This is a genomic window from Lentilactobacillus sp. SPB1-3 (genome assembly GCF_026913205.2).
In the GTDB taxonomy this organism is placed as follows: Bacteria; Bacillota; Bacilli; order Lactobacillales; family Lactobacillaceae; genus Lentilactobacillus; species Lentilactobacillus terminaliae.
In genome coordinates this window covers 1,269,592-1,294,196 of the sequence record NZ_CP168151.1, presented here as the reverse complement: position 1 = coordinate 1,294,196, position 24,605 = coordinate 1,269,592, and the positions used below count along the sequence as shown (strand labels likewise).

The 24,605-nt window shown below is 36.7% G+C and carries 27 protein-coding genes and 2 tRNA genes; 22 read left to right on the top strand and 7 right to left on the bottom strand.

The window, feature by feature from the left end; translation table 11 throughout:
• Positions 1-36: 36 nt before the first annotated feature.
• The 4 genes from O0236_RS06515 to O0236_RS06500 all read left to right on the top strand — a co-directional run bounded on the left by O0236_RS06515 (position 37) and on the right by O0236_RS06500 (position 3,296).
• On the top strand, positions 37-225 hold the full coding sequence (locus tag O0236_RS06515; RefSeq protein WP_268914141.1) for a hypothetical protein: 189 nt from the start codon (positions 37-39) through the stop codon (positions 223-225).
• Positions 226-1,425: 1,200 nt separating this feature from the next.
• The gene (locus O0236_RS06510; RefSeq protein WP_268914142.1) at positions 1,426-1,959 is read left to right on the top strand and encodes a hypothetical protein; all 534 of its coding nucleotides are present in this window, start codon (positions 1,426-1,428) and stop codon (positions 1,957-1,959) included.
• Positions 1,960-1,975: 16 nt separating this feature from the next.
• Positions 1,976-2,434: a hypothetical protein gene (locus O0236_RS06505; protein WP_268914143.1), complete on the top strand. Its 459-nt coding sequence runs from the start codon at positions 1,976-1,978 to the stop codon at positions 2,432-2,434.
• A gap of 532 nt (positions 2,435-2,966) precedes the next feature.
• Entirely contained in the window at positions 2,967-3,296 is a 330-nt protein-coding gene (locus tag O0236_RS06500; RefSeq protein WP_268913297.1) for a hypothetical protein, read from the top strand.
• 100 nt (positions 3,297-3,396) lie between these two features.
• On the opposite strand, the gene O0236_RS06495 is transcribed toward O0236_RS06500, so the two are convergent.
• The gene (locus O0236_RS06495) at positions 3,397-4,611 is read right to left on the bottom strand and encodes a hypothetical protein (protein ID WP_268913296.1); all 1,215 of its coding nucleotides are present in this window, start codon (positions 4,609-4,611) and stop codon (positions 3,397-3,399) included.
• 331 nt (positions 4,612-4,942) lie between these two features.
• Between O0236_RS06495 and O0236_RS06490 the strand changes: the two genes are divergently transcribed.
• Positions 4,943-5,515, top strand: coding sequence for a class I SAM-dependent methyltransferase (locus tag O0236_RS06490; protein WP_329608917.1), 573 nt, complete (start codon positions 4,943-4,945; stop codon positions 5,513-5,515).
• A 150-nt stretch (positions 5,516-5,665) separates the two neighbouring features.
• Here the strand turns inward: O0236_RS06490 and O0236_RS06485 are convergent, their stop codons facing one another.
• The gene (locus O0236_RS06485; RefSeq protein WP_268913294.1) at positions 5,666-6,439 is read right to left on the bottom strand and encodes a Cof-type HAD-IIB family hydrolase; all 774 of its coding nucleotides are present in this window, start codon (positions 6,437-6,439) and stop codon (positions 5,666-5,668) included.
• Between the two features lie 115 nt (positions 6,440-6,554).
• On the opposite strand from O0236_RS06485, the gene O0236_RS06480 reads away from it, so the two are divergent.
• Genes O0236_RS06480 through O0236_RS06465 form a run of 4 tightly spaced genes read left to right on the top strand, consistent with a single transcriptional unit; the run spans position 6,555 to position 10,825 of the window.
• Entirely contained in the window at positions 6,555-7,256 is a 702-nt protein-coding gene (locus O0236_RS06480; protein ID WP_268913293.1) for a papain-like cysteine protease family protein, read from the top strand.
• A 10-nt stretch (positions 7,257-7,266) separates the two neighbouring features.
• Complete coding sequence (locus O0236_RS06475; protein WP_268913292.1) at positions 7,267-8,001, top strand: response regulator transcription factor; 735 nt, start codon at positions 7,267-7,269, stop codon at positions 7,999-8,001.
• Positions 7,998-9,488 (top strand): sensor histidine kinase, encoded by a 1,491-nt coding sequence (locus O0236_RS06470; RefSeq protein ID WP_268913291.1) that lies wholly within the window; start codon positions 7,998-8,000, stop codon positions 9,486-9,488. The genes O0236_RS06475 and O0236_RS06470 overlap by 4 nt, the downstream gene beginning before the upstream one ends.
• A gap of 2 nt (positions 9,489-9,490) precedes the next feature.
• Positions 9,491-10,825, top strand: a complete 1,335-nt coding sequence (locus O0236_RS06465; RefSeq protein WP_268913290.1) for a glucose-6-phosphate isomerase — start codon at positions 9,491-9,493, stop codon at positions 10,823-10,825.
• 166 nt (positions 10,826-10,991) lie between these two features.
• Here O0236_RS06465 and O0236_RS06460 read toward each other — a convergent pair.
• Positions 10,992-11,064: transfer RNA gene (locus O0236_RS06460), tRNA-Gln, on the bottom strand.
• Positions 11,065-11,193: 129 nt separating this feature from the next.
• Between O0236_RS06460 and O0236_RS06455 the strand changes: the two genes are divergently transcribed.
• Together O0236_RS06455 and O0236_RS06450 are read left to right on the top strand one after the other, a co-directional pair.
• Positions 11,194-11,267 (top strand) — tRNA-Glu (locus O0236_RS06455).
• A gap of 139 nt (positions 11,268-11,406) precedes the next feature.
• Positions 11,407-12,204: an alpha/beta hydrolase gene (locus O0236_RS06450; protein WP_268913289.1), complete on the top strand. Its 798-nt coding sequence runs from the start codon at positions 11,407-11,409 to the stop codon at positions 12,202-12,204.
• A 98-nt stretch (positions 12,205-12,302) separates the two neighbouring features.
• Here O0236_RS06450 and O0236_RS06445 read toward each other — a convergent pair whose 3' ends face one another.
• Positions 12,303-12,890, bottom strand: coding sequence for a hypothetical protein (locus tag O0236_RS06445; protein ID WP_268913288.1), 588 nt, complete (start codon positions 12,888-12,890; stop codon positions 12,303-12,305).
• Positions 12,891-12,909: 19 nt separating this feature from the next.
• Complete coding sequence (locus tag O0236_RS06440; protein ID WP_268913287.1) at positions 12,910-13,239, bottom strand: hypothetical protein; 330 nt, start codon at positions 13,237-13,239, stop codon at positions 12,910-12,912.
• 110 nt (positions 13,240-13,349) lie between these two features.
• On the opposite strand from O0236_RS06440, the gene O0236_RS06435 reads away from it, so the two are divergent.
• The gene (locus O0236_RS06435) at positions 13,350-14,363 is read left to right on the top strand and encodes a serine hydrolase domain-containing protein (RefSeq protein ID WP_268913286.1); all 1,014 of its coding nucleotides are present in this window, start codon (positions 13,350-13,352) and stop codon (positions 14,361-14,363) included.
• A 51-nt stretch (positions 14,364-14,414) separates the two neighbouring features.
• Here the strand turns inward: O0236_RS06435 and O0236_RS06430 are convergent, their stop codons facing one another.
• Positions 14,415-15,119, bottom strand: coding sequence for a type 1 glutamine amidotransferase (locus O0236_RS06430; RefSeq protein ID WP_268913285.1), 705 nt, complete (start codon positions 15,117-15,119; stop codon positions 14,415-14,417).
• Complete coding sequence (locus O0236_RS06425) at positions 15,119-16,465, bottom strand: Mur ligase family protein (protein WP_268913284.1); 1,347 nt, start codon at positions 16,463-16,465, stop codon at positions 15,119-15,121. The genes O0236_RS06430 and O0236_RS06425 overlap by 1 nt, the downstream gene beginning before the upstream one ends.
• A gap of 196 nt (positions 16,466-16,661) precedes the next feature.
• Here O0236_RS06425 and O0236_RS06420 point away from each other — a divergent pair, with 196 nt between their 5' ends.
• From O0236_RS06420 to atpH, 10 genes are all read left to right on the top strand, one after another.
• Positions 16,662-17,255, top strand: coding sequence for a thymidine kinase (locus O0236_RS06420; protein ID WP_268913312.1), 594 nt, complete (start codon positions 16,662-16,664; stop codon positions 17,253-17,255).
• Positions 17,255-18,340 carry a peptide chain release factor 1 gene (gene prfA / locus O0236_RS06415; protein WP_268913283.1) on the top strand — a complete coding sequence of 362 codons (1,086 nt, stop codon included), beginning with the start codon at positions 17,255-17,257 and terminating at the stop codon, positions 18,338-18,340. The genes O0236_RS06420 and prfA overlap by 1 nt, the downstream gene beginning before the upstream one ends.
• Positions 18,333-19,181 carry a peptide chain release factor N(5)-glutamine methyltransferase gene (gene prmC, locus O0236_RS06410; RefSeq protein WP_268913282.1) on the top strand — a complete coding sequence of 283 codons (849 nt, stop codon included), beginning with the start codon at positions 18,333-18,335 and terminating at the stop codon, positions 19,179-19,181. The genes prfA and prmC overlap by 8 nt, the downstream gene beginning before the upstream one ends.
• Positions 19,182-19,197: 16 nt before the next feature.
• Positions 19,198-20,226 (top strand): L-threonylcarbamoyladenylate synthase, encoded by a 1,029-nt coding sequence (locus tag O0236_RS06405; protein WP_268913281.1) that lies wholly within the window; start codon positions 19,198-19,200, stop codon positions 20,224-20,226.
• Positions 20,227-20,284: 58 nt separating this feature from the next.
• Positions 20,285-21,523, top strand: coding sequence for a serine hydroxymethyltransferase (gene glyA, locus O0236_RS06400; RefSeq protein ID WP_268913280.1), 1,239 nt, complete (start codon positions 20,285-20,287; stop codon positions 21,521-21,523).
• Positions 21,524-21,663: 140 nt separating this feature from the next.
• Positions 21,664-22,293: a uracil phosphoribosyltransferase gene (gene upp, locus O0236_RS06395; RefSeq protein ID WP_268913279.1), complete on the top strand. Its 630-nt coding sequence runs from the start codon at positions 21,664-21,666 to the stop codon at positions 22,291-22,293.
• Between the two features lie 270 nt (positions 22,294-22,563).
• Entirely contained in the window at positions 22,564-23,277 is a 714-nt protein-coding gene (gene atpB / locus O0236_RS06390) for a F0F1 ATP synthase subunit A (protein ID WP_268913278.1), read from the top strand.
• Positions 23,278-23,299: 22 nt separating this feature from the next.
• Positions 23,300-23,512: a F0F1 ATP synthase subunit C gene (gene atpE / locus O0236_RS06385; protein ID WP_125008621.1), complete on the top strand. Its 213-nt coding sequence runs from the start codon at positions 23,300-23,302 to the stop codon at positions 23,510-23,512.
• A 37-nt stretch (positions 23,513-23,549) separates the two neighbouring features.
• The gene (gene atpF, locus O0236_RS06380) at positions 23,550-24,065 is read left to right on the top strand and encodes a F0F1 ATP synthase subunit B (protein ID WP_268913277.1); all 516 of its coding nucleotides are present in this window, start codon (positions 23,550-23,552) and stop codon (positions 24,063-24,065) included.
• The gene (atpH, locus tag O0236_RS06375; protein ID WP_268913276.1) at positions 24,055-24,594 is read left to right on the top strand and encodes an ATP synthase F1 subunit delta; all 540 of its coding nucleotides are present in this window, start codon (positions 24,055-24,057) and stop codon (positions 24,592-24,594) included. Before atpF ends, atpH begins: the two co-directional genes overlap by 11 nt.
• Positions 24,595-24,605: the final 11 nt, after the last annotated feature.

Genomic DNA, 24,605 nt, shown 5'->3' with positions numbered 1-24,605 from the left:
TGTAGGACAATTGTTAAAGTGATTGGAGGAGTCGTCATGGAACTTGATAGTTTATTTGCAATGCCCAGTTTCATTAATGGTGCTGCTAGGGTCCTTGATTTAGGATCAACAATGAACGAATATAATTATTCTGATTCAACTATTGAGGCTGACCAAGTTGCTTTGGCTGGTGATTGGCAGGCAGTCGGTAAAGATTTATGGAAGGCTTTAGAAGAATTTGAGTGAAAAAAATAACAAAATTGATGATGATAATGATAAAAACTCCAACAATTATTTGAATAAAATAATTAACACAAACGTTAAACACAATAGAGGTCAACAAGGATTCATCTCGAATCTGTGTTGTTTTGGGGGTTGGTAACCCCGTAGCTAACTGTGGTGGTTAGCCTGTCATCTTAATCTCCTTTCTGCCTCGCCGGTAGAAAGGCCTACATAAACAAAAAAGCGCTCATCTCTTCGGAGGTGGGCGCTTTTTTTGTTTAATTAAACAATTGGTATAGTTGGAATGCGACTTATTAAAACAAACTGTAAGTGCGGATCTGGACGTATTTATATGGATATGGTTGGATATAAAGATATTTTAGTGCCAAATAGGTACACATATTGTAGTTAGGAAATATATAATAAATATTGGTATATGAATTTTCAGTGTGATATACTTTACAGGTAAATAAAAAGAGTTAATCAATGCGACCAACATTGACTAACTCTAGTATAAATTAATTACTTGCAGTCCAGTAAGTAACCCGTCACACCGATTAGGTGAATCTATTTCAATTCATCAAAAACCGTTGCCGTCCAAGCAAAGCGGTTTTTTATTTTAGTTATTTTTTAATCATTTTAACGATAAAATAGCAAAATGCTAATATTAATGCAAGGGCAAATAACAATAATAATCCAATAAATTGAATATTGTTAAAGCCGTGCATTGATTCAACAATATGAGCTATACCATCAAATGGGGTTACCAAAGGGTGGAGCGACGTCCTTTGCTAAACATAAAATACCAAAACAAATAAACTTTTGCATGGCACCACCTCCGTTTTAGAATTTCGGTGTGCCATGCACTTAACTGGAATTAATTTACTTTTTTATTTTATCATACTGAGCATTATAAATGATAGCTTTCACACATAATACTGTGATATTAAAAAAATTTTATTACCTTTTTAAAAGGAATAGAAAAGCGCTCATCTCTTCGGAGGTGGGCGCTTTTTTGTATGGAAAAATAGTTTATTTATAAACAATATATTGCTTAAATATACTTGACCACTTTAATATATTGAAGCAATATATACATATAAAGAAGAACTTAATAGAAACAAATGGGGTGTTAAAATGATTAAGTTAAACGCAGAAGACTACAGTGCATTTAATGAACTCAATGATAGAATCAATGAATTATAAGATTCCTACGTTAATAAATTGAGCTTACTTATCGAAGAAGCTAAATGCTTAGATGAAGATGAACGTGACGAAAATGATGTGAAACTATCTTCATTAAATTACATTGATGACTTTGAAACAGCCGAAAATGTCACTAATGAATTGGGCCTCGATATCACCGAAGAAATGTACGATTATAATGGTAATGCAATTGATTTTGAAACTGAAATGAGTAAGCGCAAAGAAGATGTTCGAGAGTTTGAAAACGAAGTTCAAACCGTTCAAAAAGTTATTGACGATATTGAAAAATTAGACAATGTTGAAATTATTAAACACGACTTATCAAACCTAACCATCAGTACCTATTTAACGATTAATTTCAGTGGGTCACTTGAACAATTTGAAAATGATTTTGTCGGATTCGAATTCGATGAAGATACGATTGAAGATTATTTAAACAATGAAAAGCCACTTCAACTAAAAGTTAGAATCAGTGATCATGAATCAGGCAGTAAGGCCGGTGATTACGGCCGTATTAATTACGATGAGGGAGACTTGAGCTTTATTTTTTAAAAAAGGTGGTTTAACAATGATTGATGAATTTTTAAAAAAATATGATCTAAACCGTTACACAGTTTCGAAAATTTCCGGGATTTCTGAATCGCTTTTAAGTGACGCAAACAAACGCAGCTTGAATAGTCTTACCGTCAAAATATTGAACGCATTAGCTATGGCAACTGGTAAAACTTCCGGTGAAGTACTAGATGAAATATCAGCACAGCAGGGTAATCCAATTATCGCGTTCATTGAAGCCCACCCATGGCTAGATAAAGACTTGGTTAACGAAGTTGAAGACATCATGATTGAAGTTCATGAAATGGGTATTAATTTATCAAACGTTACCTTTAACCGTTATTATGAAGGTGAAGATACCAATGAACGGGCTAATGTTGCGATTGAAAATCTTTGCGAACAACTGGTTACTTTGGAAGAACAAAAAATGGATGATGATGCAATAGACTTAAGTAATTACTTAATTGAGATTTAGAGTATGGGGGATTTATTCCTGTTCCTCCATTTTTATGTATTAAATAAGATTTATTTTAAAAAAGTTTTAGTTTAAATATTTTTTTGAGTTGCACAAAAATTGCACAAATTACCTATAAAGGTTGATATAACAACAATCAAAAAGCCCGCCGACTCCATTTATACAGAAAAGCCGACAGCATGGAGCTGTCGGCTTTTTTAATATTTTAATTCTTTAAAATCTGAGATTTAGTTTTATGAATGCGTTCTGGTCATGAAGTGGACGATTGACAGTATCAAAGCCAAAAATATATCCCATCCCAACACACCTTGAGGATGATTATGAGTAAATATTGGTGTTAATGACAAAAAATTATGATTGATTATGGACAAGACAATCACAATAAGGGCGATGATCCACAGTATAATAGCAATAATATCGATAGTTCTATATATAATTTTTTTGTTCATTTTATCCCTCCAAATTAAGTATACTATTATAAGAAATGATCGTGTTTTAAAATGAATAACAAAAATACAAAGGAAGCATTCTCATGAAACCAGCACATGAAGCTAAATTAATTGCAGATAAGATTAAGCCGTTGTTTAAAGGTATGCATGGCGATCGTTATCAAATACAAATTATTAATAATGATCAGGTGAAACAATATGTTTTCTTTTTCATGCGGCAACCTAAGAATGGCAGTATGATCGTTAATCCAATATATACAATGGACGATTATGATTTAGAACATCTAGAGTTGGTGTTGCATGATTTAGACCATTACTATGAATTCACTAGAGAATATCGGGGATTCATGGGACTTTTGTGGCCTTCAACGGGTAAGAAAATACAAAGTCATAAAGGCAAGAATGAACTTTAATAACGTAAAAGCTCAAAAGCAGAATTCAGATTTGATCATGAATTTTTTGCAAATGAAAAAGAGTTAGGGAAATATATTATTTCTCTGACTCTTTTGTTTTTTATTTTGTTGGTGGTAATAAATAGATGTCGTAACTACCGGGATTATTGCCGAAGTAGGTAATACCAAATTTAGTTAATCCAATACCAATTGAATACCCTTGATACTTAGTTGCAAAATTAGGGTCATTTTTTAGAAGTGACTGTTTAATTAATTCAACGTAATCTTTAGTTGAGTTAACTTTATTTAATTCATTAGTACTAATAGAACCAAATAACCCTTTCATTGATGATTTTTCGTTTGAAGTAAGGAATTTAGTTGCATCATCGTAGGTTGCGCGGCTATCATCTGGTTCTTCATCGTCAGCATTTGCTAAAGTTGTGGCCATGTTTTCTAGTCGAGGGTCCTTAGTTGTTCCAGGGAAAAGTTGGTACAACTCAGGCAAAGCATTAGCAAGTTGGACATCAGTTAGTCGTGATCCAACTGGTGGTAGTAATAATATTATGAACTCACCTTTGTTATGTGAAGCACCGTCATAGTTAATGTCAGTTTTTGCTGCCGAAACTCCTACACGCCAGCCAACATAGTTGGATGGTGAAAATTTTGCATCAGCAAATGCACGAGTGATAAATGTGTCGTAAGGTTCTTTGCCGTCCCATTTATTTGTGGCAGTGGCACCTCCATTAACTGCAACCAAGCTTGACTGCTCACTTTCTGATAAATAATTAATTGCATCGTAGTAGGTGCCATCATTATCTTTGCCTTCGTTCGTACCCGTTATAATTTTATCTGCTGCTTTTGATAATGATGGGTCAACAGTAAGTCCAGTCAGATGGCTTAAAATCTGTTTTGTGTAGTTATTATTTTGGGTGTTACTTAGACTGTTTTGATCAGTGGTTGAAGTTGAAGCACTTGAGGGACTTGTTTGATTAATTCCACTGGTTAAATAACCGCGCCAAACATACCCAGATACACGACCATTACCACTTGTAACCTGATAAAAAATTCCAGATTTTCGACCCTTTGTCATCTTGACACTTTGTGATAAGTACCAAGTAGTTTTGGGATAATTTTTTAGATTATGTATCCGTTTCGTGTGATTCCAGTTCCACATATAAGCGGAATTAGTTGTCTTAGCATGAAAGGGAATATTATTGTACTGCTTAGTCTTAATCCAGCGATATGATGATGCATAAGTACGTGGCTGGTTAATAGCAAAGCCAATTCCTAAACTTGTTAGACCAATAAATAAACCATTAATAATTTTGTTATTCATAGATTTCATCTCCCAGTTTCATTTTGATATATTCAACGGCATGTTGCCAAGTGAATTGGAATAACTAAAGAGGTTCTTAATGATTTTGAATTGTTTTTGCTTTCTTTGATGCAATAATAACTTATCTCATTTATTCTTAAATACGAATGTGCTTGCTACTGGTCCAAAAAAACATGTATTATTTAACAATGTGGTTTATACAAAGAGGAGATGCTTTATGAAAAAAGGAATTGATGCACCACTGGTACCAATTACGTTTTTGCTGGTTGGTATAATCGGATTAACTATGTGAATCATCTCAGAAATCTGGACACGGTGTATTATCCCAACTGTGTTTATCTTGTTTGGAGCTCTGTATTTATATACTTCACTTATTGGAAAATATAAGAGCATTAAAAGATTAGTGACAAGCTTAAACTTAAATAGCGAGTCAAAAATACTAGATTTGGGCACAGGTCATGGAGCTTTTTTGATTGAAATCGCACGAAAATTAAAGGAACCTGGTAAAGTTTTTGCCCTTGATATTTGGAATCGTGGCGACCAGTCAGGAAATTCTATTGGAGAAACGCAACAAAATATTCAGAGTCTAGGGCTTGCTTCAGTTAGTGAATTGGTGACAGGAGACATGACTAAGTTATCTTTTGAAGATAATTATTTTGATTACGTTGTAGCTAGCCTTTCGATTCACAATGTGAAGCCCAAAAGTAGTCGAGAAAAGGCAATCGATGAGGCATACAGAGTGTTAAAGCCAGGTGGTAAAATCGTTGTTTTAGATATTGAGCACGTGAAGGAATATCAAAATAGATTAAAACATCTTGGTGTTAGTGATATCCACATTGCCCATGCTGGTATTAATGGTATGTATGGGGCACTAAGTACCAAAATATTGATTGCTACGAAATAATCTAGATATCTAAATAAACAAGGGGCATCCATATAGGACGTCCCTTGTTTATTATTTTACTGTGTCTGTTCTAGATGCTATAAAATGTAGTCGGCGGGAGTCGAACCCGCGTCCGAGCATATAAGCACCTCAGTGCAGATATTATGTTTGTTAAATCAAATCAAAATGTTTTAAACCATTCACAATACCATGATTAGTATTATTGGTGGTAATGAACTCTGCCAGTTCTTTAACGTGTGGGAGACCATTTCCCATAACTACAGGATGGTCAACGTATTCAAGCATAGGAACATCATTGTTTCCATCGCCAAAAGCGTAAGTTGGTATGTTTTCTAACCCAGCATTTTTTTGTAGTTCTTGAATTCCACGTTTTTTAGATCCACCATCCATCACAACATCCATACTATATGGCGTGTTTCTATAGAAAGTTAATTTACCAGCAAACTTATCGATATAATCTTTGTCATGACCGACAGTGTTGATGACCATCATGACGATTTCATGATTCTTAATATAATCATTCACACCAAGAGGCGGAATAGGGGTATTGATTGATGCGTAGTTACTTTTGACATTATCGTTTACAAAATTAATTCGGTAGTCTTCATCATTATAAACAGTCACTGAATCATCAAATGGTTTGGCAAATTCCATAAATTCTTCGATCAATTCATTGGAAATGAGTGATTTATAGACTGGTTTGCCTTCGTATTCAACATAACTACCATTGGCTCCAACCACCGTGTCGATTCCTGTGCGATTCAGAATCTCGGTAATTTCAAAAATATTTCGTCCACTAGAAATGACGGGCAGAACATTATTTTCTCGAAGCTGTTTCATTGCGTCCACTACTTCGTCGTCAACTTTAGTCTGTTCATTCAATAGAGTGTGATCAAGGTCAAAAAACGCAATTGCTTTATACATGGAATTTACCACCTAACATGATTTATTATGTACGAGTTAATAATAACAATCTTTGGACTTTTCAAGCAAGTTAAGCTGTTTATTGGTAAAATAGATATTACATGAGGTGAACATAATGAGAAAAATCTCAATTGCAAATGAGCGCCCTAATCCATTTTATGTGCGCTTAAAACCTGTGGCCGGTGATAACTGGTATATCAGGGATCTAGATGACGCGACTGATAAAAGCAATCGCAAGGTTAGCTTTCCAGATAGCGTCGCTGGACAAGATCTATTAATCGATGAACTTAGTTTTTTTAATAAACAAGCATGGTATAAATTTACCATTGATGATATTTCGGGCTGGATTCTAAAACGTAGTGTGAAGGCTAACTATCGCCGATTAGCTATTAAACCTATTCAACAAGAGTCGCAAAGTGATATTGATAATCAAGCGACTGCGCTGATGATGTTATTGACAAGTGGCTCGCGTGATTCAATTGGATACGATGTTGTTCTAGATGCCGTGAAAAAGTGGAATGATACTTCAACTGATTTAATTGATTTAAAATCAATTATTATCGATCACACGCATTCCATTAAAGACTTGCGAAAAGTCAACATGCGACAGTTACAAACTCAATTAATGAGACGTAAGCCAATCTTGCTCCGGGTTGCTGGTATGAATAATCTAAAAAACAGTTTTATTTTGATAGTTGGATTTAATAAACACACGATTTACTACAATGACCCATGGACTGGTAGATTAGAAATCATTTCAACAGGTCATCTGAAAAAACATTTGTATGAAAACACTGTCGATGCAATTAGTTATTAGGAGAGATTAAATGAATTTATTAATGATTGAAGATAATAAATCTGTATCAGAAATGATGTCGATGTTTTTTCAAAAGGAAGGATGGAATGTTTCATATGCTTATGATGGTGAAGAGGCAATGGACATTTTCAATAAAGATCCACAAGGCTGGGACATCATTACATTAGATCTGAACTTACCAAAAAAAGATGGCATGCAGGTGGCTCAAGAAATTCGTAAGGAATCAGCTTCGGTACCAATTATTATGTTAACAGCTAGAGATTCGGATAGTGATCAGGTCTTAGGATTTGAGATGGGTGCAGATGATTACGTTACTAAACCATTTTCGCCTATTACGCTAGTTGCCAGAATCAAGGCACTTCAAAGGCGATCACAAAACAATACCGCTGATACCAATGAAGAACAGGAAAATGGTCATAATAGTGATGAACAAATATTAACAGATCACTTTAGATTGAATGTCAAAACTCGTGAGGCATATTTGGATGGCAAATTAATACCAGGATTGACTCCGAAAGAATTTGAGTTACTCAAAACTTTGGGTCAAAAACCGCGACAAGTATTTTCTCGCGAGCAATTATTAGAGTTAGTTTGGGATTATGAATATTACGGTGATGAACGAACCGTTGATGCCCATGTTAAAAAACTCAGGAAAAAAATCGAACAAGTTGGGCCTCAAGTTATTCAAACCGTGTGGGGAGTGGGTTACAAGTTCGATGATAGTGAAGTGGATAATCAAAAATGAAAATGATTTATCAGCAGTTGCTAGCATTTTTTGTGGTGATAGCATTCATAATTTTATTACTTGGTTTTTCCTTTTCAAGAATGAGTAAAGCATTTGTCTACGATAGTACTTGGCAGCGACTAGAGAATTATTCAGATAGCTTAATACAGCAGTCACTAATTATTAATAAAAAAGATAACAGTGTTTCGTTTAATAATTTGAGCTTAAAAACTAGTGAGGCAATGTTAGACAATCAGTCTGCCCATTTTACGATTTTTAGTGCAAAAAAACAGGTATTATTTCCTAATGATGGAATTTCAACCAATATTACCAAAAGTGATTGGAATAGTATCAAAAACGGAAGAATTGTCAGAAAGATTAGTAATCGTTCCAAAAAAATGAATGATGGCAAGACTAGACCTGCGATGATCGAAGTTGTTAAGCCATATTACTATAATAAAAAATTAGTAGCGGCGGTAGTTACGGGATCTTTTGTTTCTAATCTCAATTCAAATGTTAAAAGAATCAATCGAAATCTATTGGTTGGTTTAGTGGTGGCACTGGTTATTTCTATGGTAGTCAGTTTATTTCTTGCTAGTCGTATGAACCGGCGTGTTGCAAAACTACGAAGTGCAGCTAAACAGGTGGCTAATGGTAATTATGACATTCAACTTCCTAACAGAGGCAATGATGAAATAAGTCAGTTAATTGGGGATTTTAACCACATGACTTCATCTTTAAAAGAGGCTAATCAAGAAATTGAACGTCAAGAGGAGCGCCGTCAAGAATTTTTAGCAGATGCTGCTCATGAGATGCGCACGCCATTAACTACAATATCTGGAATTCTTGAAGGAATTAGATATGATGTCATTCCCACTGAAGCAAGAGACAAAAGCTTTGAACTGATGAATAGTGAAACTCAAAGGCTGATTCGCTTGGTCAATGATAACTTAGATTACGAAAAAATCAGAACTAACTCAATTCAACTGGATAGAATAAACTTTAATGCGTATAATTTAATTACGAACGTTGTAGAACAATTGAGTAATAAGGCAAAGGATGCGGGTGATGAATTAATCATTAAATCACCTAAAGAATTGCCGGTTTACGCAGATTATGATCGCTTTTCAGAAATTATTATCAATATCGTTAACAATGCACTACAATTCACGGAAAATGGTACAGTTACCATTATTGGTGAACGGGGATTTAACGAAACCATTATCCGAATAGCTGATACCGGAATTGGAATGAGCGAGGAGCAGAAAAGAAATATCTTTGAACGCTACTACAAAGCCGACGCCTCTCGTCGCAGTGGCGAATATGGTGAATCCGGTTTAGGGTTAGCAATTGTGCATCAGTTAGTTAAACAGCACGGCGGTACAATCTCAGTGCAATCTACGCTCGATGAAGGCACAACATTTATAATTGTCTTCCCAGATGAAGGACACAGTAAATCCAATCCAGATTCTGAGAACCAAGCAAAAGACATTAAGGATGGTAAGTAAAGATGGCATACATCAAATTAGATAGTTCTAAATTAAGTAAATTCGTTCATGAGAATGAATTGTCAGAAATGCAAGCAATGGTTAATGCTGCTGATGACCAATTGAGAAACGGCACTGGTGCAGGTAGCGAGTATCGTGATTGGTTGGAGTTACCAACTAATTATGATCAAGATGAGTTTGCCCGGATTCAAAAGGCCGCAGATAAAATTCGTAGTGATTCAAAATATTTAATCACTATTGGAATTGGTGGTTCATATCTTGGCGGCCAAATGGCTATTGATGTTTTACACAACAACTTCTACACTAGAAAATCCGATGAAACTCAAGTAATTTTTGCTGGTAACTCATTGAGCTCATCATACTTGAGCGAATTGTTGGACTTGGTTGGTGATGATGACTTTTCAATTAATGTTATTTCTAAATCAGGTACTACCACTGAACCAGCAATTGCATTCAGAGTGTTCAAAGAAAAATTAATGCAAAAGTATGGCGAAAAAGAAGCTAATGGAAGAATTTACGTTACTACCGATGCTAAACGCGGTGCTTTAAAGCGTGAAGCTGATGTTAACGGTTGGGAATCCTTTGTTATTCTTGATGGTGTTGGTGGTCGTTACTCAGTATTGAGTCCAGTTGGTTTATTGCCTATTGCCGTGTCTGGCGGTAATATCGACGATTTAATGCACGGTGCCCGTGATGCTCAAAATGAATTGACTGATCCTGATGTTACTAAGAACGATGCCTACAAGTATGCTGCATTGAGAAACATCTTGTACCGTAAGGGTTACACCACAGAATTATTGGAAAACTATGAACCAAACTTGAGAATGTTTTCTGAATGGTGGAAACAATTGGCAGGTGAATCTGAAGGTAAGGATCAAAAAGGAATTTACCCATCTTCAGCTAACTTCACTACCGATTTACATTCCTTAGGTCAATACATTCAAGAAGGCTTGAGAAACTTATTTGAAACAGTAGTTAAGTTGGATACGCCAAACGAGGACATTATCGTTCCTTCTGCTGATAAGGACTTAGATGGGCTTGGTTATCTTGAAGGCAAATCAATGGATTGGGTTAATACTAAGGCTTATGAAGGGGTTGTTTTAGCTCATACCGATGGTGGGGTGCCAGTTATGACAGTTCATATGCCAGAACTTAATGAATACTCACTTGGATATTTGATCTACTTCTTCGAAATTGGAATCGCCATTTCAGGTTACTTAAACGGAATTAATCCATTTAATCAACCTGGGGTTGAAGCATATAAGACTAATATGTTTGGGTTGCTGGGTAAACCAGGATTTGAAGAAATTGGTGATGAATTAAATAAGCGTCTTTAAGATAGGTAAAAAAGGTTCCCACAACGAAATAGGTTGTGAGAACCTTTTTGTTATTATATGAAAAACGAAATGGACAGTTTATACATTTGTATCAAAAATATCTATTCATACAAAAAAACTGTGACCATAGTCTCTTAAAGACTAATAGTCACAGTAGATATCAAGATTGGGTATACTGGGCTCGAACCAGTAAATTACGGATTCAGAGTCCGCTGCCTTACCAATTTGGCGAATACCCAATGAATTATTAACAAATAATATGATATCGATATTTAAAAGGTTTGTCAAATCAAAATATGGCTGAGAAAACTTGACAAGCCGGCGTTAATGCGATAAATTATTATAGTAAGTTTGAGCGACAATCACATTGCCCGCTGGTCAAACTGGTTTAAGACGTCGCCCTCTCAAGGCGGAGTTACGGGTTCGAGCCCCGTGCGGGTGATAATTAAAAAAGAAAGTCCAAAATGTCGGGTTTTACCTAACGTTTTGGACTTTTTTGTTTATTCTTGGGCAAGCCAAATGCTTTCATTGCACAGATAACAGCCTTATACTAATTGTATTAATGAAGGGGGTTGTCCAATATGACAGCAATTAAAAGTGAATTAGATGTTGTTTACAATTTAGATAAAGACTTAAAGACTGATATATATTACGACGCAGATTTAAAATCTTATTCTGGTGCCATTATTGATATTCATGGTGGTGGCTGGTTCCGTGGTGACAAGAGTAAGGATGCTGATTGGGGAGAGCGTCTTGCTAAAGAGGGTTACTTTGTAGCAGTTCCTAATTATCGCTACACACCTGCTGCTCATTACCCAGCTCCACTTGAAGATATGGACGATCTTTACAGTTGGTTGAAAGCTTCTGATTATTCATTTGACCATGACCACATTGGCGTTGTTGGTTCTTCAGCTGGTGGAAATATGTCTGTTGAAATGGGAATTAAGTATGGAATCCCAGTGGTTTCCTTATCAGGAATCTTAGACATTGATGATTGGTTGTCTAAGCATGAGGATGTTGTTCCACAACCTGGTGATACAAATAATACATTTAACAGTACAGCTAGTTCAGAAATCAATCAAACTGGTGCCAACGACGCATTTTACAAGTGGTTTGTCGTTAACTACTTTGATGGCAACCAAGCCGAGTTTGAACCTGCAACTCCATACCATCGCGTTACTGACAAAACAGGACCAATGTACTTAGCTAATTCAATGAACGAATTCGTGCCAACTAGTGGTGTTCTTCAACTTGAAAAGACCTTAGTTGAACACAATATTCCTGTTAGAACTAGATTCTTAACTGGTTCTCGTCATGCTAAAGGCTATTTGGATGATGTATACGACGACACCATTTTGTTCTTAAAGCAAACGATGTAGTCACTAATTTTCTAGAAAATGACGGGTGACGTCGTTTATATTTTAACAACATACTGATTAATAAATAAAAGCAAGCCAACGTGGTGTTGGCTTGCTTTTTAGTTTGCAAACTTATTCAAATTATTTGTCGTGACTTTTTTAGGTAAAGAGTTGATCAGTTGCGACTTACTTAGTTGATATTTCAGTCTGGTTTTTTGGCTATTGAGTGGTCGATATGTGATTTGAATGTTATTGATATCCTTTAAATTGGATTGCTTGAGTGTAGTTAGTATTTCTGCAGTTGCCAATTTCAATGAACCATTGGTGTCTCTGGAATCGGCCACAGTCACGTTGAGCTTTTTACTCTTAAGAGTCACTTCGGTAGGATGCTTAAAAATTAGGTTATTGGTGTCGTTATAAGTCTTTGTCACTGCCGTAACTGGATTTTTTATAACGGCTTTTTTCTTAGCTGATCCCGATAATACGGTATCAGAAGTGTCACCCGTTTTTAAAATGTGCTGGCCTTGAGGCGTTAAGAAGAAAGCTGTTCCAAACATAATCATAATTATTAGTGATAATAGGGCATATCGGCCGTAATGAATATTAGTGGACTTATCTGTAATTTTATAATACGCAAATAATCCAAAACAAATTACCATCGCGTATGATGCTAATTTAGTAATGATGTCGAGCAGTTGTACCCCCATTTTGTAAACTCCATTTCATTTATTCGAATGATAAGTCGACCAAATATCGTTTTTGGTTGGCTAGATGACTGGTGGTTACCCACAGGTCGTGATAATTTTGGTCTGATACCTTGGTTTGACCGTGAAAATAATCCAGTAGGTCGCCATTTTTGGCAATAAAATCTTCAGTCATTCGGTTAATAGTCAGATTTTTCTCTGGAAAGTATATTTCGGGATTGCCAACTTTAACTTGGTCATCCAGGTAGAATGAAACGGCATTTTTATACTGATCATTATCCATGATGACTTGCTGTGGATGCTTTTTGATATAATTTAATACATGAAATATTGTATCTGAATTACTTGCCATCTTTAGGCCTCCGTAAAAATATTTCTTTGTTTAATTGTACCAGAAAAATGCGGTGATGATTAAGCCGGAATGGTATCATGGAAATATCAATGATATGAGAGCTGATAAAAATGAAATTTGATAAAACAATTGCCAAAATAAAAGATGGAGTCGACAAACACATCGTTCCTGGCGCGTCTTACACGGTTATCGATGGCGTTGATCATTTAGAGGGACAGGTGGGGCAACAAGAATTGGAGCCAACTGAAATCCCATTACAGCCAAATGAATTATATGATCTGGCATCTTTAACTAAGGTTGTTGGGACAACTAACGTGATTTTACAATTAACTAGTGATGGCCAGATAGGTCTTGAAGATTCGATCAGTAAGTACTTACCGGAATGGCATTCCCCAGAAGTGACTATTCGCAACCTATTGACTCATACTTCAGATATTGTCGGGTATATTCCTCATCGCAATGAATTGCCAAAAGAACAACTTATTCAAGCAGAACTTGGTCTGTCATCAGGTGACAAGCGCTCGCAGGTACTTCGTTATCAAGACACTAATTTCCTGTTCTTGGGATGGATTGCTTCGCGAATTGCTGGTAAGCCAATTCAGCAGTTGATGACTGAGAGAGTATTGCGGCCGTTAAAAATGACAGAAACTACCTTTAATCCCCAAGATTCCTCGCAGGTAGTTCCAACCCAAATCGTACCCAAATACGGGTTGTTAAGAGGAATGGTTCATGATCCGAAAACTCAAATATTAGGTTCTGATAGTGGGGCGGCGGGAATGTTTTCTACTCAAAGAGACTTAGAAAAATTCGTGCGTTTTATTTTAGGTGAAAACCGAGATGATTTTAAGGATGTCCTTAACGATAAAATGTTGGCGGGAATTTACCAAGATCAGACGCCCACGCATCTAGGAATTCGATCTTTTGGCTGGATTTTAACTTACTATCAGCAACAACCAATTATTCTTCATACGGGATATACGGGGACACTGTTGATTATTGATAAACAGCATCATCGTGGTTTAGTGTATTTATCAAACCGGGTGCACCCGCAAGTAGTAGGTGAACCATTTCTAAAGTACCGTAGTGAATTAATCCACACGTTTATTAGTGAATCTAATCAATAAAAAAGTAGCCACTAAATAGTTAGTGGCTACTTTTTTTGCTTTTAATTAAACCTAAAATGTTTCAGAAACTTGCAGTTGTTTTTGTGCAGTTAAATCAGCATCAGGGTACTTACGACTTAAAGCATTCATCAATACATGCTTAGCGATTTGATTATTTCTAGCAAGGATTGGACCATGGAAATAGGTGCAGTAGACGTTCTTGTAAATGGCACCTTCGGTTTTGTCTTCACCATTGTTACCATAACCTTCGATTACGTTACCTAGTGGGCGTTCGCCTTCACCTAAGAAAGTGATTCCTTGATGGTTTTCGAAGCCTCGGTACTTTTCACCAGTCTCTTGATTTTCAATCAAGATATTACCGATGAATCGGTGGTCTTCTTGTTTTTCAGTGTAGTGGTCTAACGCACCAATACCTTCAAGCTTTTCACCGTTAGCACCAATGTAATAATGACCTAGGAGCTGATACCCACCGCAGATGGCAACCATTGATCCGCCATCCTCAATGAAGTCGGTCAAATCGGCTTTTTTAGTTTGGATATCTTTAGAAATGATTGATTGTTCGAAGTCTTGACCACCGCCAAAAATGACGATGTCATACTTGTCTTTATCAAATGGTTGATCAAGGCTGACAACTTCGTCATCCATCTCAACGCCCATTTCTTTGGCTAAGTGCTTTAAAACTAAAATATTACCAATGTCACCATAGGTGTTCATTAAATCCCCATATAGATGACCAACTTTAAGTGAGTAACTCATTAGTCCATACCTCCCTTAATATAACCCTTCGAAGCAAATGTCTTTCTCAAACTTAACATTGCTGTATACGTTGCTAGAATATACACCTTTTTGGTTGGTGTGTCATCAATCATCTCCACAACTTTATCTAAGTCGGGTTCAACTAAGTGTTTAGCAGGATCGACGCCGGCCACTTGCAAACGATAGGTGATGTCTTTATAGCGTTCACCACCAGTGATGAATTGTTTAATGTTCATTTTTGGTAGACGTTCAAAGTCGCCATCCCAAATCCAACTAGTATCAATTCCGTCAGCGTAGTTAGCGTTTAATAATCCAATAAACGAAAATTCATCCTTATCAGTTGAAATCATATCGATAACTTGATTAAGACCAACTGGATTTTTAACTAAAATCAAAGTTACATCTTTACCGTTAACGTTAATTTCTTCTTGGCGACCAAAAATTCGTTCATCTTGTTCAAATCCTTTACGAATTTGAGCAGGTGATACGCCCATGAATCGGCCAACTGAGTAAGCTGCAAGTGCGTTATAAATATTATAAACTCCACCGATACCAATCTTAATCGGTTCGCCATCAATTTCGAATGTTGATGAGGTTGGAGTTAATTCGATACGTTTGTTTAATGCGAAGTTTAGTTCAGGACGTGAATATCCACAATTTGGACAGAAATAGTCCCCTAAGTTGGCGTAACTAATGTATTTATAGTGGAGAATGTGTTGACAATTTGGACACAGAACTCCATCGGTATTTGGAGATGCTTTGATATCTGACTCTGGTTGATCTTTGAAACCATAAAATACCATTGGGTTAGGCAACTGCTTACTATGGAAGATTGGAGCATCTCCATTAGCAATAATCGTTGCATTAGGTGCCAAAGCAACCCCATCCATGATTTTTTGATAAGTAGTGTAGATTTCACCATAACGATCCATTTGATCACGGAAAATATTAGTGAAAACGAATGCCTTAGGCTTAATATACTTGGTAACCTTGATGATATTAGCTTCATCAACTTCAAGTACTGCCAAAGGACGTTGGTTCCGTGACTTTTTAGCTGTTAAGAAAGTGGTCACGATTCCTTGTTCCATGTTAGAACCAGAAGGATTAGTTAAGATGTTTTCGTATTTTTGCTTCAATACCTGAACTGTAAGAGCGGTGGTAAGTGTCTTACCATTTGTTCCAGTAATCACGATAACGTCATAATCTCGGCCTAATGTTTCTAAGATGTCAGGGTCGATGCGAGTGGTGATTTTTCCAGGAAGGGAACTACCACCATTTAGAAAAGTGTGAAGGAACCAGTAGGAAGATTTTCCTGCTGCCTTTGCAAATGAACTTTTTAATGACATGTCGATTGCTCCTTTGAACAATATAGTACTTTTAATCCAAAAACTAAGTTTAGCATATTGATTGGTGGAATTGGTAAATAATCATTACTTTTAATGATTTGCTAATAGATTGTCAATGGATTCAATAGTAGGTATCGATATTTTAGCAAGAATTCTGTATAATGGAATGGAAACTGTCAGAAAAAGGGTGGATAAATTGGCACAACTTTTTTATCGTTACGGAGCAATGAATAGTGGTAAGACGATTGAGATTATTAAGGTCGCCCATAACTACGAAGAACAAAACAAAAGTGTAGTCATCATGACTAGTGCTGTCGATACTCGTGAAAAGCACGGAATGATTGCCTCAAGAATTGGTCTGGAACGACCTGCATACCCAATCATGGACGACACAGACGTCTTTGAGCAGGTCCAAAAAATTGATCCTAATGCTAGCTGTGTTTTGATTGATGAAGCCCAATTTTTAAAGAAACAGCACGTTTTGCAACTCGCAAAAATCGTTGATGAATTAAATATTCCAGTTATTGCGTTTGGGTTGAAGAATGACTTTCAGAATCACTTATTTGAGGGTTCTGAGTACTTATTACTTTACGCAGATAAGATTGAAGAGATGAAAACAATTTGCTGGTTCTGTGGCAAAAAAGCTATTATGAACCTTAGATTTCATGATGGAAAACCAGTGTATGAGGGTGAACAAATTCAAATGGGTGGTAACGAATCATATTACCCCGTATGTCGTAAGCATTATTACAATCCACTGATTAAGCAACAAAGTGAGGAAAATATTTAATGGATGAAATTTTTGACAAATTACAAGCGGTCGTTGACCGTTATGATGAATTAAATGAGTTGATCAGTGATCCAGAAGTCATTTCAGACACTCAAAAATTCATGAAGCTTTCAAAGGAAGAAGCTGATCTTCGAGAAACAGTAGCAACTTTTACTAAGTACAAGGATGTTACTAGTCAGTTAGATGATGATGAAGAGATGCTTCGAGGAAAAATCGATGATTCAGAATTAGAATCAATGGTTAAAGAAGAAATTTCTGATTTACGTGATCAAAAAGAACAACTTGAAGAAGAAATGAAAATTTTGCTTCTACCTAAAGACCCTAATGATGATAAAAACATCATCATGGAAATTCATGGGGCCGCTGGTGGGGATGAAGGAAGTCTCTTCGCAGCTGATTTATTTAATATGTATTCAAAATATGCTGAAAAGCAAGGTTGGAACGTTGAAATCGTTGATGAAGCTGACACTGAAGTTGGTGGATTTAAGGAAATTGTTTTGATGATTACTGGTAACAAGGTCTATTCAAAGCTTAAGTACGAAAATGGTGCTCACCGAGTTCAAAGAATTCCAGTAACTGAATCAGCAGGTCGTGTTCATACTTCTACTGCCACAGTGGGTGTTATGCCTGAAGAAGAAGATGTTGATATCGAAATCGATCCTAAAGATATTAAAACCGATGTTTATCGTTCTTCTGGAGCCGGTGGTCAGCATATTAACAAGACTTCTTCAGCTGTGCGAATGACTCATTTACCTACTGGAATCGTGGTAGCTATGCAGGATGAACGTTCACAACAACAAAACCGTGCTAAAGCAATGAAGATTCTTAAAGCCCGTGTATATGACTACTATTCTCAACAAGAAAAGGATCAATATAACGCTGAAAGAAAATCTGCAGTTGGTTCTGGTGATCGTTCTGAACGAATCAGAACTTATAACTTCCCACAAAACCGGGTAACTGATCATCGAATTGGTTTGACATTGAACAAGTTGGACCGAGTAATGAATGGTGAACTTGATGACATTATTGATGCCTTGATTGTTTCAGATCAAGCCCAAAAATTAGAGAACTTAAATAATGACTAAGACATACTTTGAAGCCCGCCAATGGGCTTCTTTTACTTTAAAAGATAATTCAGAATTTAATACTTTAACCGACGTCGATTTTATCATGACACACTTGTTTAATATTTCGCAGGTTCAGTTGTTGATAAAAAATCAAACTGAAATGGCTTCAAAAGATTGGCAAGAGTTTCAACGAGTGGTTAATGAAATTGCTACAGGCGTGCCACCTCAATATGCAATCGGCAAGGCTGACTTTTATGGCATGCAATTAAAAGTTAATCAGCAGGTACTTATTCCTCGAGTTGAGACTGAAGAATTGATCGATTGGATTTTAGAATCTACAACTGAGATCAAAGATGAGTCACTTCGGTTCCTAGATATTGGCACGGGAAGTGGTGCGATTGCGATTGCTATAAAGAAAAATCGGCCTAATTTTAATGTGACTGCTTCAGACATTTCAAGTGAAGCTTTAAAAATCGCTTCTGAGAATGCAAAAGAACAAAACGTTGATATTTCGTTCATTCTTAGTGACGTGTTTGACAACATCTCAGATAAATATGACATTATCGTCAGCAACCCACCATATATATCAGAATCAGAAATCGGTGACATGGGAGACAGTGTGGTCAAATACGAACCAGCGTTAGCTTTGTTTGCACCAGATGATGGATTAGCCGTTTATAAGCGGATCATCGCAAATTTGGATCAACATCTAAATGGTAGTGGGATGTTATTTTTTGAAATTGGATTCCAGCAAGAACAGGCTGTTGAAAAATTATTAACGAAACATTTTGATGAAGCATCGGTTACTTCACGACATGATGTTGCAGGTAATCAACGAATGATTAAATTAAAGAAGTAATACTGGGAGGTATATTATGGAAACAAAAATTTTAAAACCAGATCAAATTGACGAGGCCGCTAAGTTAATTCGTGCTGGTGAACTAGTCGCTTTTCCAACTGAAACTGTATATGGCTTAGGTGCTGATGCAACTAATGAATCAGCTGTTAAACAAGTGTACCAAGCTAAGGGGCGTCCCAGTGATAATCCCTTGATCGTCCATGTGGCAGATATTGCCACTGTTGAACATTTTGCTGATACTTTAAGTGCTGAAGCCCACAAATTGATGGATGCTTTCTGGCCAGGTTCTTTGACGATGATTTTTAAATTAAAGCCCAATGTATTATCACCAGCCGTTACTGGTGGATTAAGTACGGCAGCTTTTAGATTTCCTAATAACCAAACAACATTAAACTTAATCAAAACTTCTGGTAAGCCAATGGTTGGCCCTTCTGCCAATACATCTGGTAAACCAAGCCCTACCACAGCTCAACATGTTTATCACGATCTAAAAGGTAAAATAGCCGCCATTTTAGATGATGGACCGACTGAGGTTGGCGTTGAGTCAACGGTACTAGATATGTCTACTGATCAACCCGCAATCTTGAGACCCGGCGCTGTCACTAAAGATCAAATTGAGGCGGTTATTGGTAAGCCTGTTATGGATGAATTACATCATGTCGGCGTAGATGAAGTTCCAAAGGCTCCGGGCATGAAGTACAAACATTATGCTCCCAATGCTCAGGTATATATCGTGGACCCAGATGATAGTTGGAAAGACGTTAATCAATGGGTTAAAGATAATCAATCAAGTGATCCAATCGGTGTGATGGCATTTGATAAGGACTTAAAATCAGTTGATTGGGCCAATAATATTGAAAAAATTTCTCTAGGAACTGATGTGCAAGATGCCAGCCATAATCTATTCAACGAATTAAGAGCGTTTGATGATCAGCCTGAATATAAAACGATTTTTGTTCAGGGCGTGGCTCCAGTTGGACTGGGCGAGGCTTATATGAATCGCTTAAACAAATCAGCTGGGCAAATGCATTTCAAGCAGTTATAATTTAGGTATCGTTTCAGAAATTTTAGAGAACTAAAAAATTATTGTGAGGTGTTGTAGGTTGAACTATGATTATCAAACGCAGGACCGTGCCTTATGGGATGCAATCGGTCATGAAGAAAATCGTCAGCAACATAACATTGAATTGATTGCTTCAGAGAACATTGTTTCTAATGCTGTCAGAGCTGCTCAAGGCTCAGTCTTAACTAACAAGTATGCTGAGGGTTATCCTGGACGTCGTTACTATGGCGGTTGTGAATATATTGATGTGGTTGAACAACTGGCTATTGATCGAGCTAAGGAATTATTTAATGCTGAGTATGTAAATGTTCAGCCTCACTCAGGATCGCAAGCCAACCAAGCTGCATACGCTGCTTTTTTAAAGCCTGGGGATACAATTTTGGGCATGGGTTTAGATGCTGGTGGTCATCTTACCCATGGTGCGAAAGTCAGCTTTTCTGGAAAGCTCTATGATGCTCATTCGTATGAATTAAATTCTGAAACTGAACTTTTAGATTATGATGCTATTGCAAAACAAGCACAAGAAGTTCAGCCAAAGCTCATCATAGCAGGGGCTTCTGCATACAGCCGAATTATCGATTGGCAAAAATTCAGAGATATCGCTGATTCTGTTGGTGCTTATCTGATGGTCGATATGGCTCATATCGCTGGATTAGTTGCTGCAGGATTACATCCTAATCCAGTTGAATATGCTGACGTGGTTACTACAACGACCCATAAGACTTTAAGAGGTCCTCGTGGTGGAATGATCTTAGCTAAACAAGAATATGCTAAAAAATTGAATTCAGCTGTTTTTCCTGGTAGTCAGGGTGGTCCACTTGAACATGTAATAGCAGGTAAAGCTGCAGCGTTTTATGAAGACTTACAACCAGAATTCAAAGATTATGCCAAACAGATTATTAAAAATGCTCAGGCAATGGCCGAGGTATTTCAGTCATCAGACACAGTCTCAGTTTTGACGGGCGGTACGGATAATCATTTAATGACTTTGAATCTTTCGAAGTGTGGGTTAAATGGTGCTGAGCTACAAGATTTATTAGATAAAGTTCATATCACTACCAATAAAGAAGGGATTCCTAACGATCCATTGCCACCTTCGAAAACTAGTGGCTTAAGATTAGGAACACCTGCGATAACTACTCGTGGATTTAAAGAAAATGATTGTAGAACTGTTGCCAAATTGATTCTTCAAGTTATCAATGATCCTGAAAATGAAGCTAATTTACAACAGGTCGCTAAACAAGCTATCGAATTAACAGATAAATATCCAATACAATAGTAGAGATTTAAGCAGAATTCCAACTCAGAGACGGTTGGAATTCTTTTTTTGCATTAAAATTGCTAATTAGGCCTAACTTATCTCAACAGTCAGGTATGAATGTGATACAATTGTTTGGAATAAAGAAGGAGTGGAATACTTTGGGTAAGTTTCAAGTTATGGATCATCCGTTGATTCAACATAAATTGACAATGATAAGAAATAAGGATTGTGGTACGAAAGACTTCCGACAAATTGTTAACGAAATTGCAACGTTAATGGCGTTTGAGGTTTCTCGAGACATGCCTTTAGAAGATGTTGACGTTCAAACTCCAGTCGCAATTGCCCATGCTAAGCAAATTTCGGGTAAAAAAGTTGCCGTTGTGCCAATTTTGAGAGCCGGAATCGGCATGGTAGATGGAATTCTTGATTTGATTCCTGCAGCCAAAGTTGGACACATTGGTATGTATCGTGATGAAGAGACTTTTGAGCCTCATGAATATTTTGTAAAATTGCCTTCTGATATTGATCAGCGACAAGTTTTTGTTGTGGACCCAATGTTGGCAACTGGTGGTTCAGCAATCATGGCCATCGATGCATTGAAAAAACGCGGTGCAAGTAGCATCAAGTTTGTCTGCTTAGTTTCTGCTCCTGAAGGAGTTAAGGCATTACAAGAAGCGCACCCAGACGTTGATATCTACACCGCCGCACTTGACGATAAGCTAAGTGATGATGGTTACATTATTCCCGGTTTAGGGGATGCTGGTGACCGTTTATTCGGAACTAAATAATTAATTAATTTGCAGATGGTGAAGTTTTGCCTCTGCTTTTTTGATATGCGTTTAAAAAGTCGTTAACGACCTTATCTAATAAGTTTTTTTAAAGTCAATATTGCTTTGAATTTTGGCTTGTTTGGTGGTATGATTTCTAATGTATTTGGACGGATTTATAATTTCGTTCATTACCATCGCAAATTTATCTTTGGTATGAGATGTCTTCCCGACCACTAACCAGTTAGATACACGTTGCGTAGAATTTGTCATGGAAAGAGGTGAGACTATGTGGGACAACCTACTTCTACCTTTCAATTTTTAGGATTAACTTTTAACGTTGGAAACTTAATTTCAATTATGATTGTTTTTCTTATTGTATTTGGAATCGTATTTGGTTTGTCTAGACATTTAAGCCTTAAGCCTGGAAAGGGTCAAAACATTCTGGAGTATGCGGTTGATTTTACTAACGGAATCGTTAGAGGCTCTCTCCCTGGTGAAATGAGCAAAGATTTAGGACTCTGGGCATTTACGCTGTTTTTATTCATCTTGGTTGCTAACCAACTAGGATTATTCTTGCACGTTGATGTTTCCGGTGTGACCTATGTTAAGAGTCCAACAGCTGATCCAATCGTTACTTTAACGTTGTCGCTGTTAACTTTGACTTTAGCTCAGTTTATGGGTATTAGGGCTCTAGGATACAAGAAGCATTTTGCCAATTATCTTAAACCATTTTCACTGTTTTTCGTGGTTAACATCTTTGAGGAATTTACTAATTTCTTGACCTTAGGACTACGACTATTCGGTAATATCTATGCCGGTGAAATGTTATTAACTATTATCACAGGTATGGCGGTAAAGGGCGGTCCACTAATGTGGGTTGTTAGTTTACCACTTGAATTGGCTTGGCAAGGCTTCTCTGTATTTATTGGATGTATTCAAGCCTTTATTTTTGTAACATTATCAGCTGTTTATATTTCTCGAAAAGTTGAAGTCGAGGAGTAAAATTTAAGGAGGATTATTAATTATGGGAGCAATTGCTGCAGGTATTGCTATGGCTGGTGCCGCTATTGGTGCTGGTGTTGGTAACGGTCTTATTATTTCAAAAATGTTAGATGGTATGGCTAGACAACCAGAAATGTCAGGTCAATTACGTACGAATATGTTTATTGGTGTAGGTTTGGTTGAAGCTATGCCTATCATCGCCTTCGTTGTCGCTTTGTTAGTAATGAACAAGTAGTGACGATTAATAATATTTCAGAAGGAGGTGCCAATAAATGTTTTCGTATTCTGTAGTAGGAACACAGTTGTACACTGGTGATATGATTTTCGTCATGATTAGTTTCTTGATCTTAATGTGGTTGATTAAACTAGTTGCGTGGAAACCATTGACCAAGATGTTACAAGATCGTTCCGATAAAATCTCAAATGATATTGATTCCGCAGAAAAATCACGGACTGAAGCTGCTGATCTTGCAAGTAAAAGACAAGCAGAACTTCAAAACACTCGTGAAGAAGCTAGTGGAATTATTAGTCAAGCTAAGGACTCTGGTCAAAAGCAACGTGATCAAATTATCAACGATGCTCGGCAAGATGCCTCAAACCTTAAGAGTTCTGCTGAACAAGATATTGAGAGAGAACGACAAGAAGCATTGGCAAACTCTAAGAAAGATGTGGCAAGTCTATCAGTTGAGATCGCTTCCAAAATCATTTCTAAAGAATTAAACGAGGATGACCAAAAAGCTCTCGTTGATTCTTATGTTGAAGGGTTGGGAAAGCTAAATGACAGATAATATAACTTCCGCAAAGAAATATGCAAAAGCAATGTTGGATGCCCTAAAAGATCAAAACAAGTTAGATGAAGAATATTCTGAACTTGTTGAAGTTCGTAAAATATTTAAGGAAAATCCTTCATTAGCATCGATCTTGGAAAGTAGTCAAACCAGTGCTGACCAAAAACAGTCGTTATTAAAACCCATTCTAGAAAATGGGTCTGATTTCTTAATTAATCTATTCAACATAATTGATGAATATCAAAGATACACTGAAGTCGTTACCATTATTGACGAATTTGGAAAGCTTTATAACAAAGAAAATTCAATCGTCACAGCTGAAGTTACTTCTGCTGTAGAGTTGGATAATGATCAACAATCAAAAATTGCTGATGCCTTTGCTAATCGTATTGGAGCCAAAAAGGTCGTCTTAAATACGCGAGTTGATAGTGATATTATTGGAGGAATCGTATTACGGTCTGAAGATACACTAATTGATGGCAGTGTTAAGGCTCGAATCGAAAAAGTGAAAGAATTGTTACTAAAATAACGATATCTATT

What these genes read in the sequence shown, in the direction of transcription:
- O0236_RS06515 (WP_268914141.1), top strand. Translation starts at nt 37, where the DNA reads ATGGAACTTGATAGTTTATTTGCAATGCCCAGTTTCATTAATGGTGCT.
- O0236_RS06505 (WP_268914143.1), top strand. Translation starts at nt 1,976, where the DNA reads ATGATTGATGAATTTTTAAAAAAATATGATCTAAACCGTTACACAGTT.
- O0236_RS06500 (WP_268913297.1), top strand. Translation starts at nt 2,967, where the DNA reads ATGAAACCAGCACATGAAGCTAAATTAATTGCAGATAAGATTAAGCCG.
- O0236_RS06495 (WP_268913296.1), bottom strand. Translation starts at nt 4,611, where the DNA reads ATGAATAACAAAATTATTAATGGTTTATTTATTGGTCTAACAAGTTTA.
- O0236_RS06485 (WP_268913294.1), bottom strand. Translation starts at nt 6,439, where the DNA reads ATGTATAAAGCAATTGCGTTTTTTGACCTTGATCACACTCTATTGAAT.
- O0236_RS06480 (WP_268913293.1), top strand. Translation starts at nt 6,555, where the DNA reads ATGAGAAAAATCTCAATTGCAAATGAGCGCCCTAATCCATTTTATGTG.
- O0236_RS06475 (WP_268913292.1), top strand. Translation starts at nt 7,267, where the DNA reads ATGAATTTATTAATGATTGAAGATAATAAATCTGTATCAGAAATGATG.
- O0236_RS06470 (WP_268913291.1), top strand. Translation starts at nt 7,998, where the DNA reads ATGAAAATGATTTATCAGCAGTTGCTAGCATTTTTTGTGGTGATAGCA.
- O0236_RS06465 (WP_268913290.1), top strand. Translation starts at nt 9,491, where the DNA reads ATGGCATACATCAAATTAGATAGTTCTAAATTAAGTAAATTCGTTCAT.
- O0236_RS06450 (WP_268913289.1), top strand. Translation starts at nt 11,407, where the DNA reads ATGACAGCAATTAAAAGTGAATTAGATGTTGTTTACAATTTAGATAAA.
- O0236_RS06445 (WP_268913288.1), bottom strand. Translation starts at nt 12,890, where the DNA reads ATGGGGGTACAACTGCTCGACATCATTACTAAATTAGCATCATACGCG.
- O0236_RS06440 (WP_268913287.1), bottom strand. Translation starts at nt 13,239, where the DNA reads ATGGCAAGTAATTCAGATACAATATTTCATGTATTAAATTATATCAAA.
- O0236_RS06435 (WP_268913286.1), top strand. Translation starts at nt 13,350, where the DNA reads ATGAAATTTGATAAAACAATTGCCAAAATAAAAGATGGAGTCGACAAA.
- O0236_RS06430 (WP_268913285.1), bottom strand. Translation starts at nt 15,119, where the DNA reads ATGAGTTACTCACTTAAAGTTGGTCATCTATATGGGGATTTAATGAAC.
- O0236_RS06425 (WP_268913284.1), bottom strand. Translation starts at nt 16,465, where the DNA reads ATGTCATTAAAAAGTTCATTTGCAAAGGCAGCAGGAAAATCTTCCTAC.
- prfA (WP_268913283.1), top strand. Translation starts at nt 17,255, where the DNA reads ATGGATGAAATTTTTGACAAATTACAAGCGGTCGTTGACCGTTATGAT.
- prmC (WP_268913282.1), top strand. Translation starts at nt 18,333, where the DNA reads ATGACTAAGACATACTTTGAAGCCCGCCAATGGGCTTCTTTTACTTTA.
- O0236_RS06405 (WP_268913281.1), top strand. Translation starts at nt 19,198, where the DNA reads ATGGAAACAAAAATTTTAAAACCAGATCAAATTGACGAGGCCGCTAAG.
- atpE (WP_125008621.1), top strand. Translation starts at nt 23,300, where the DNA reads ATGGGAGCAATTGCTGCAGGTATTGCTATGGCTGGTGCCGCTATTGGT.
- atpF (WP_268913277.1), top strand. Translation starts at nt 23,550, where the DNA reads ATGTTTTCGTATTCTGTAGTAGGAACACAGTTGTACACTGGTGATATG.
- atpH (WP_268913276.1), top strand. Translation starts at nt 24,055, where the DNA reads ATGACAGATAATATAACTTCCGCAAAGAAATATGCAAAAGCAATGTTG.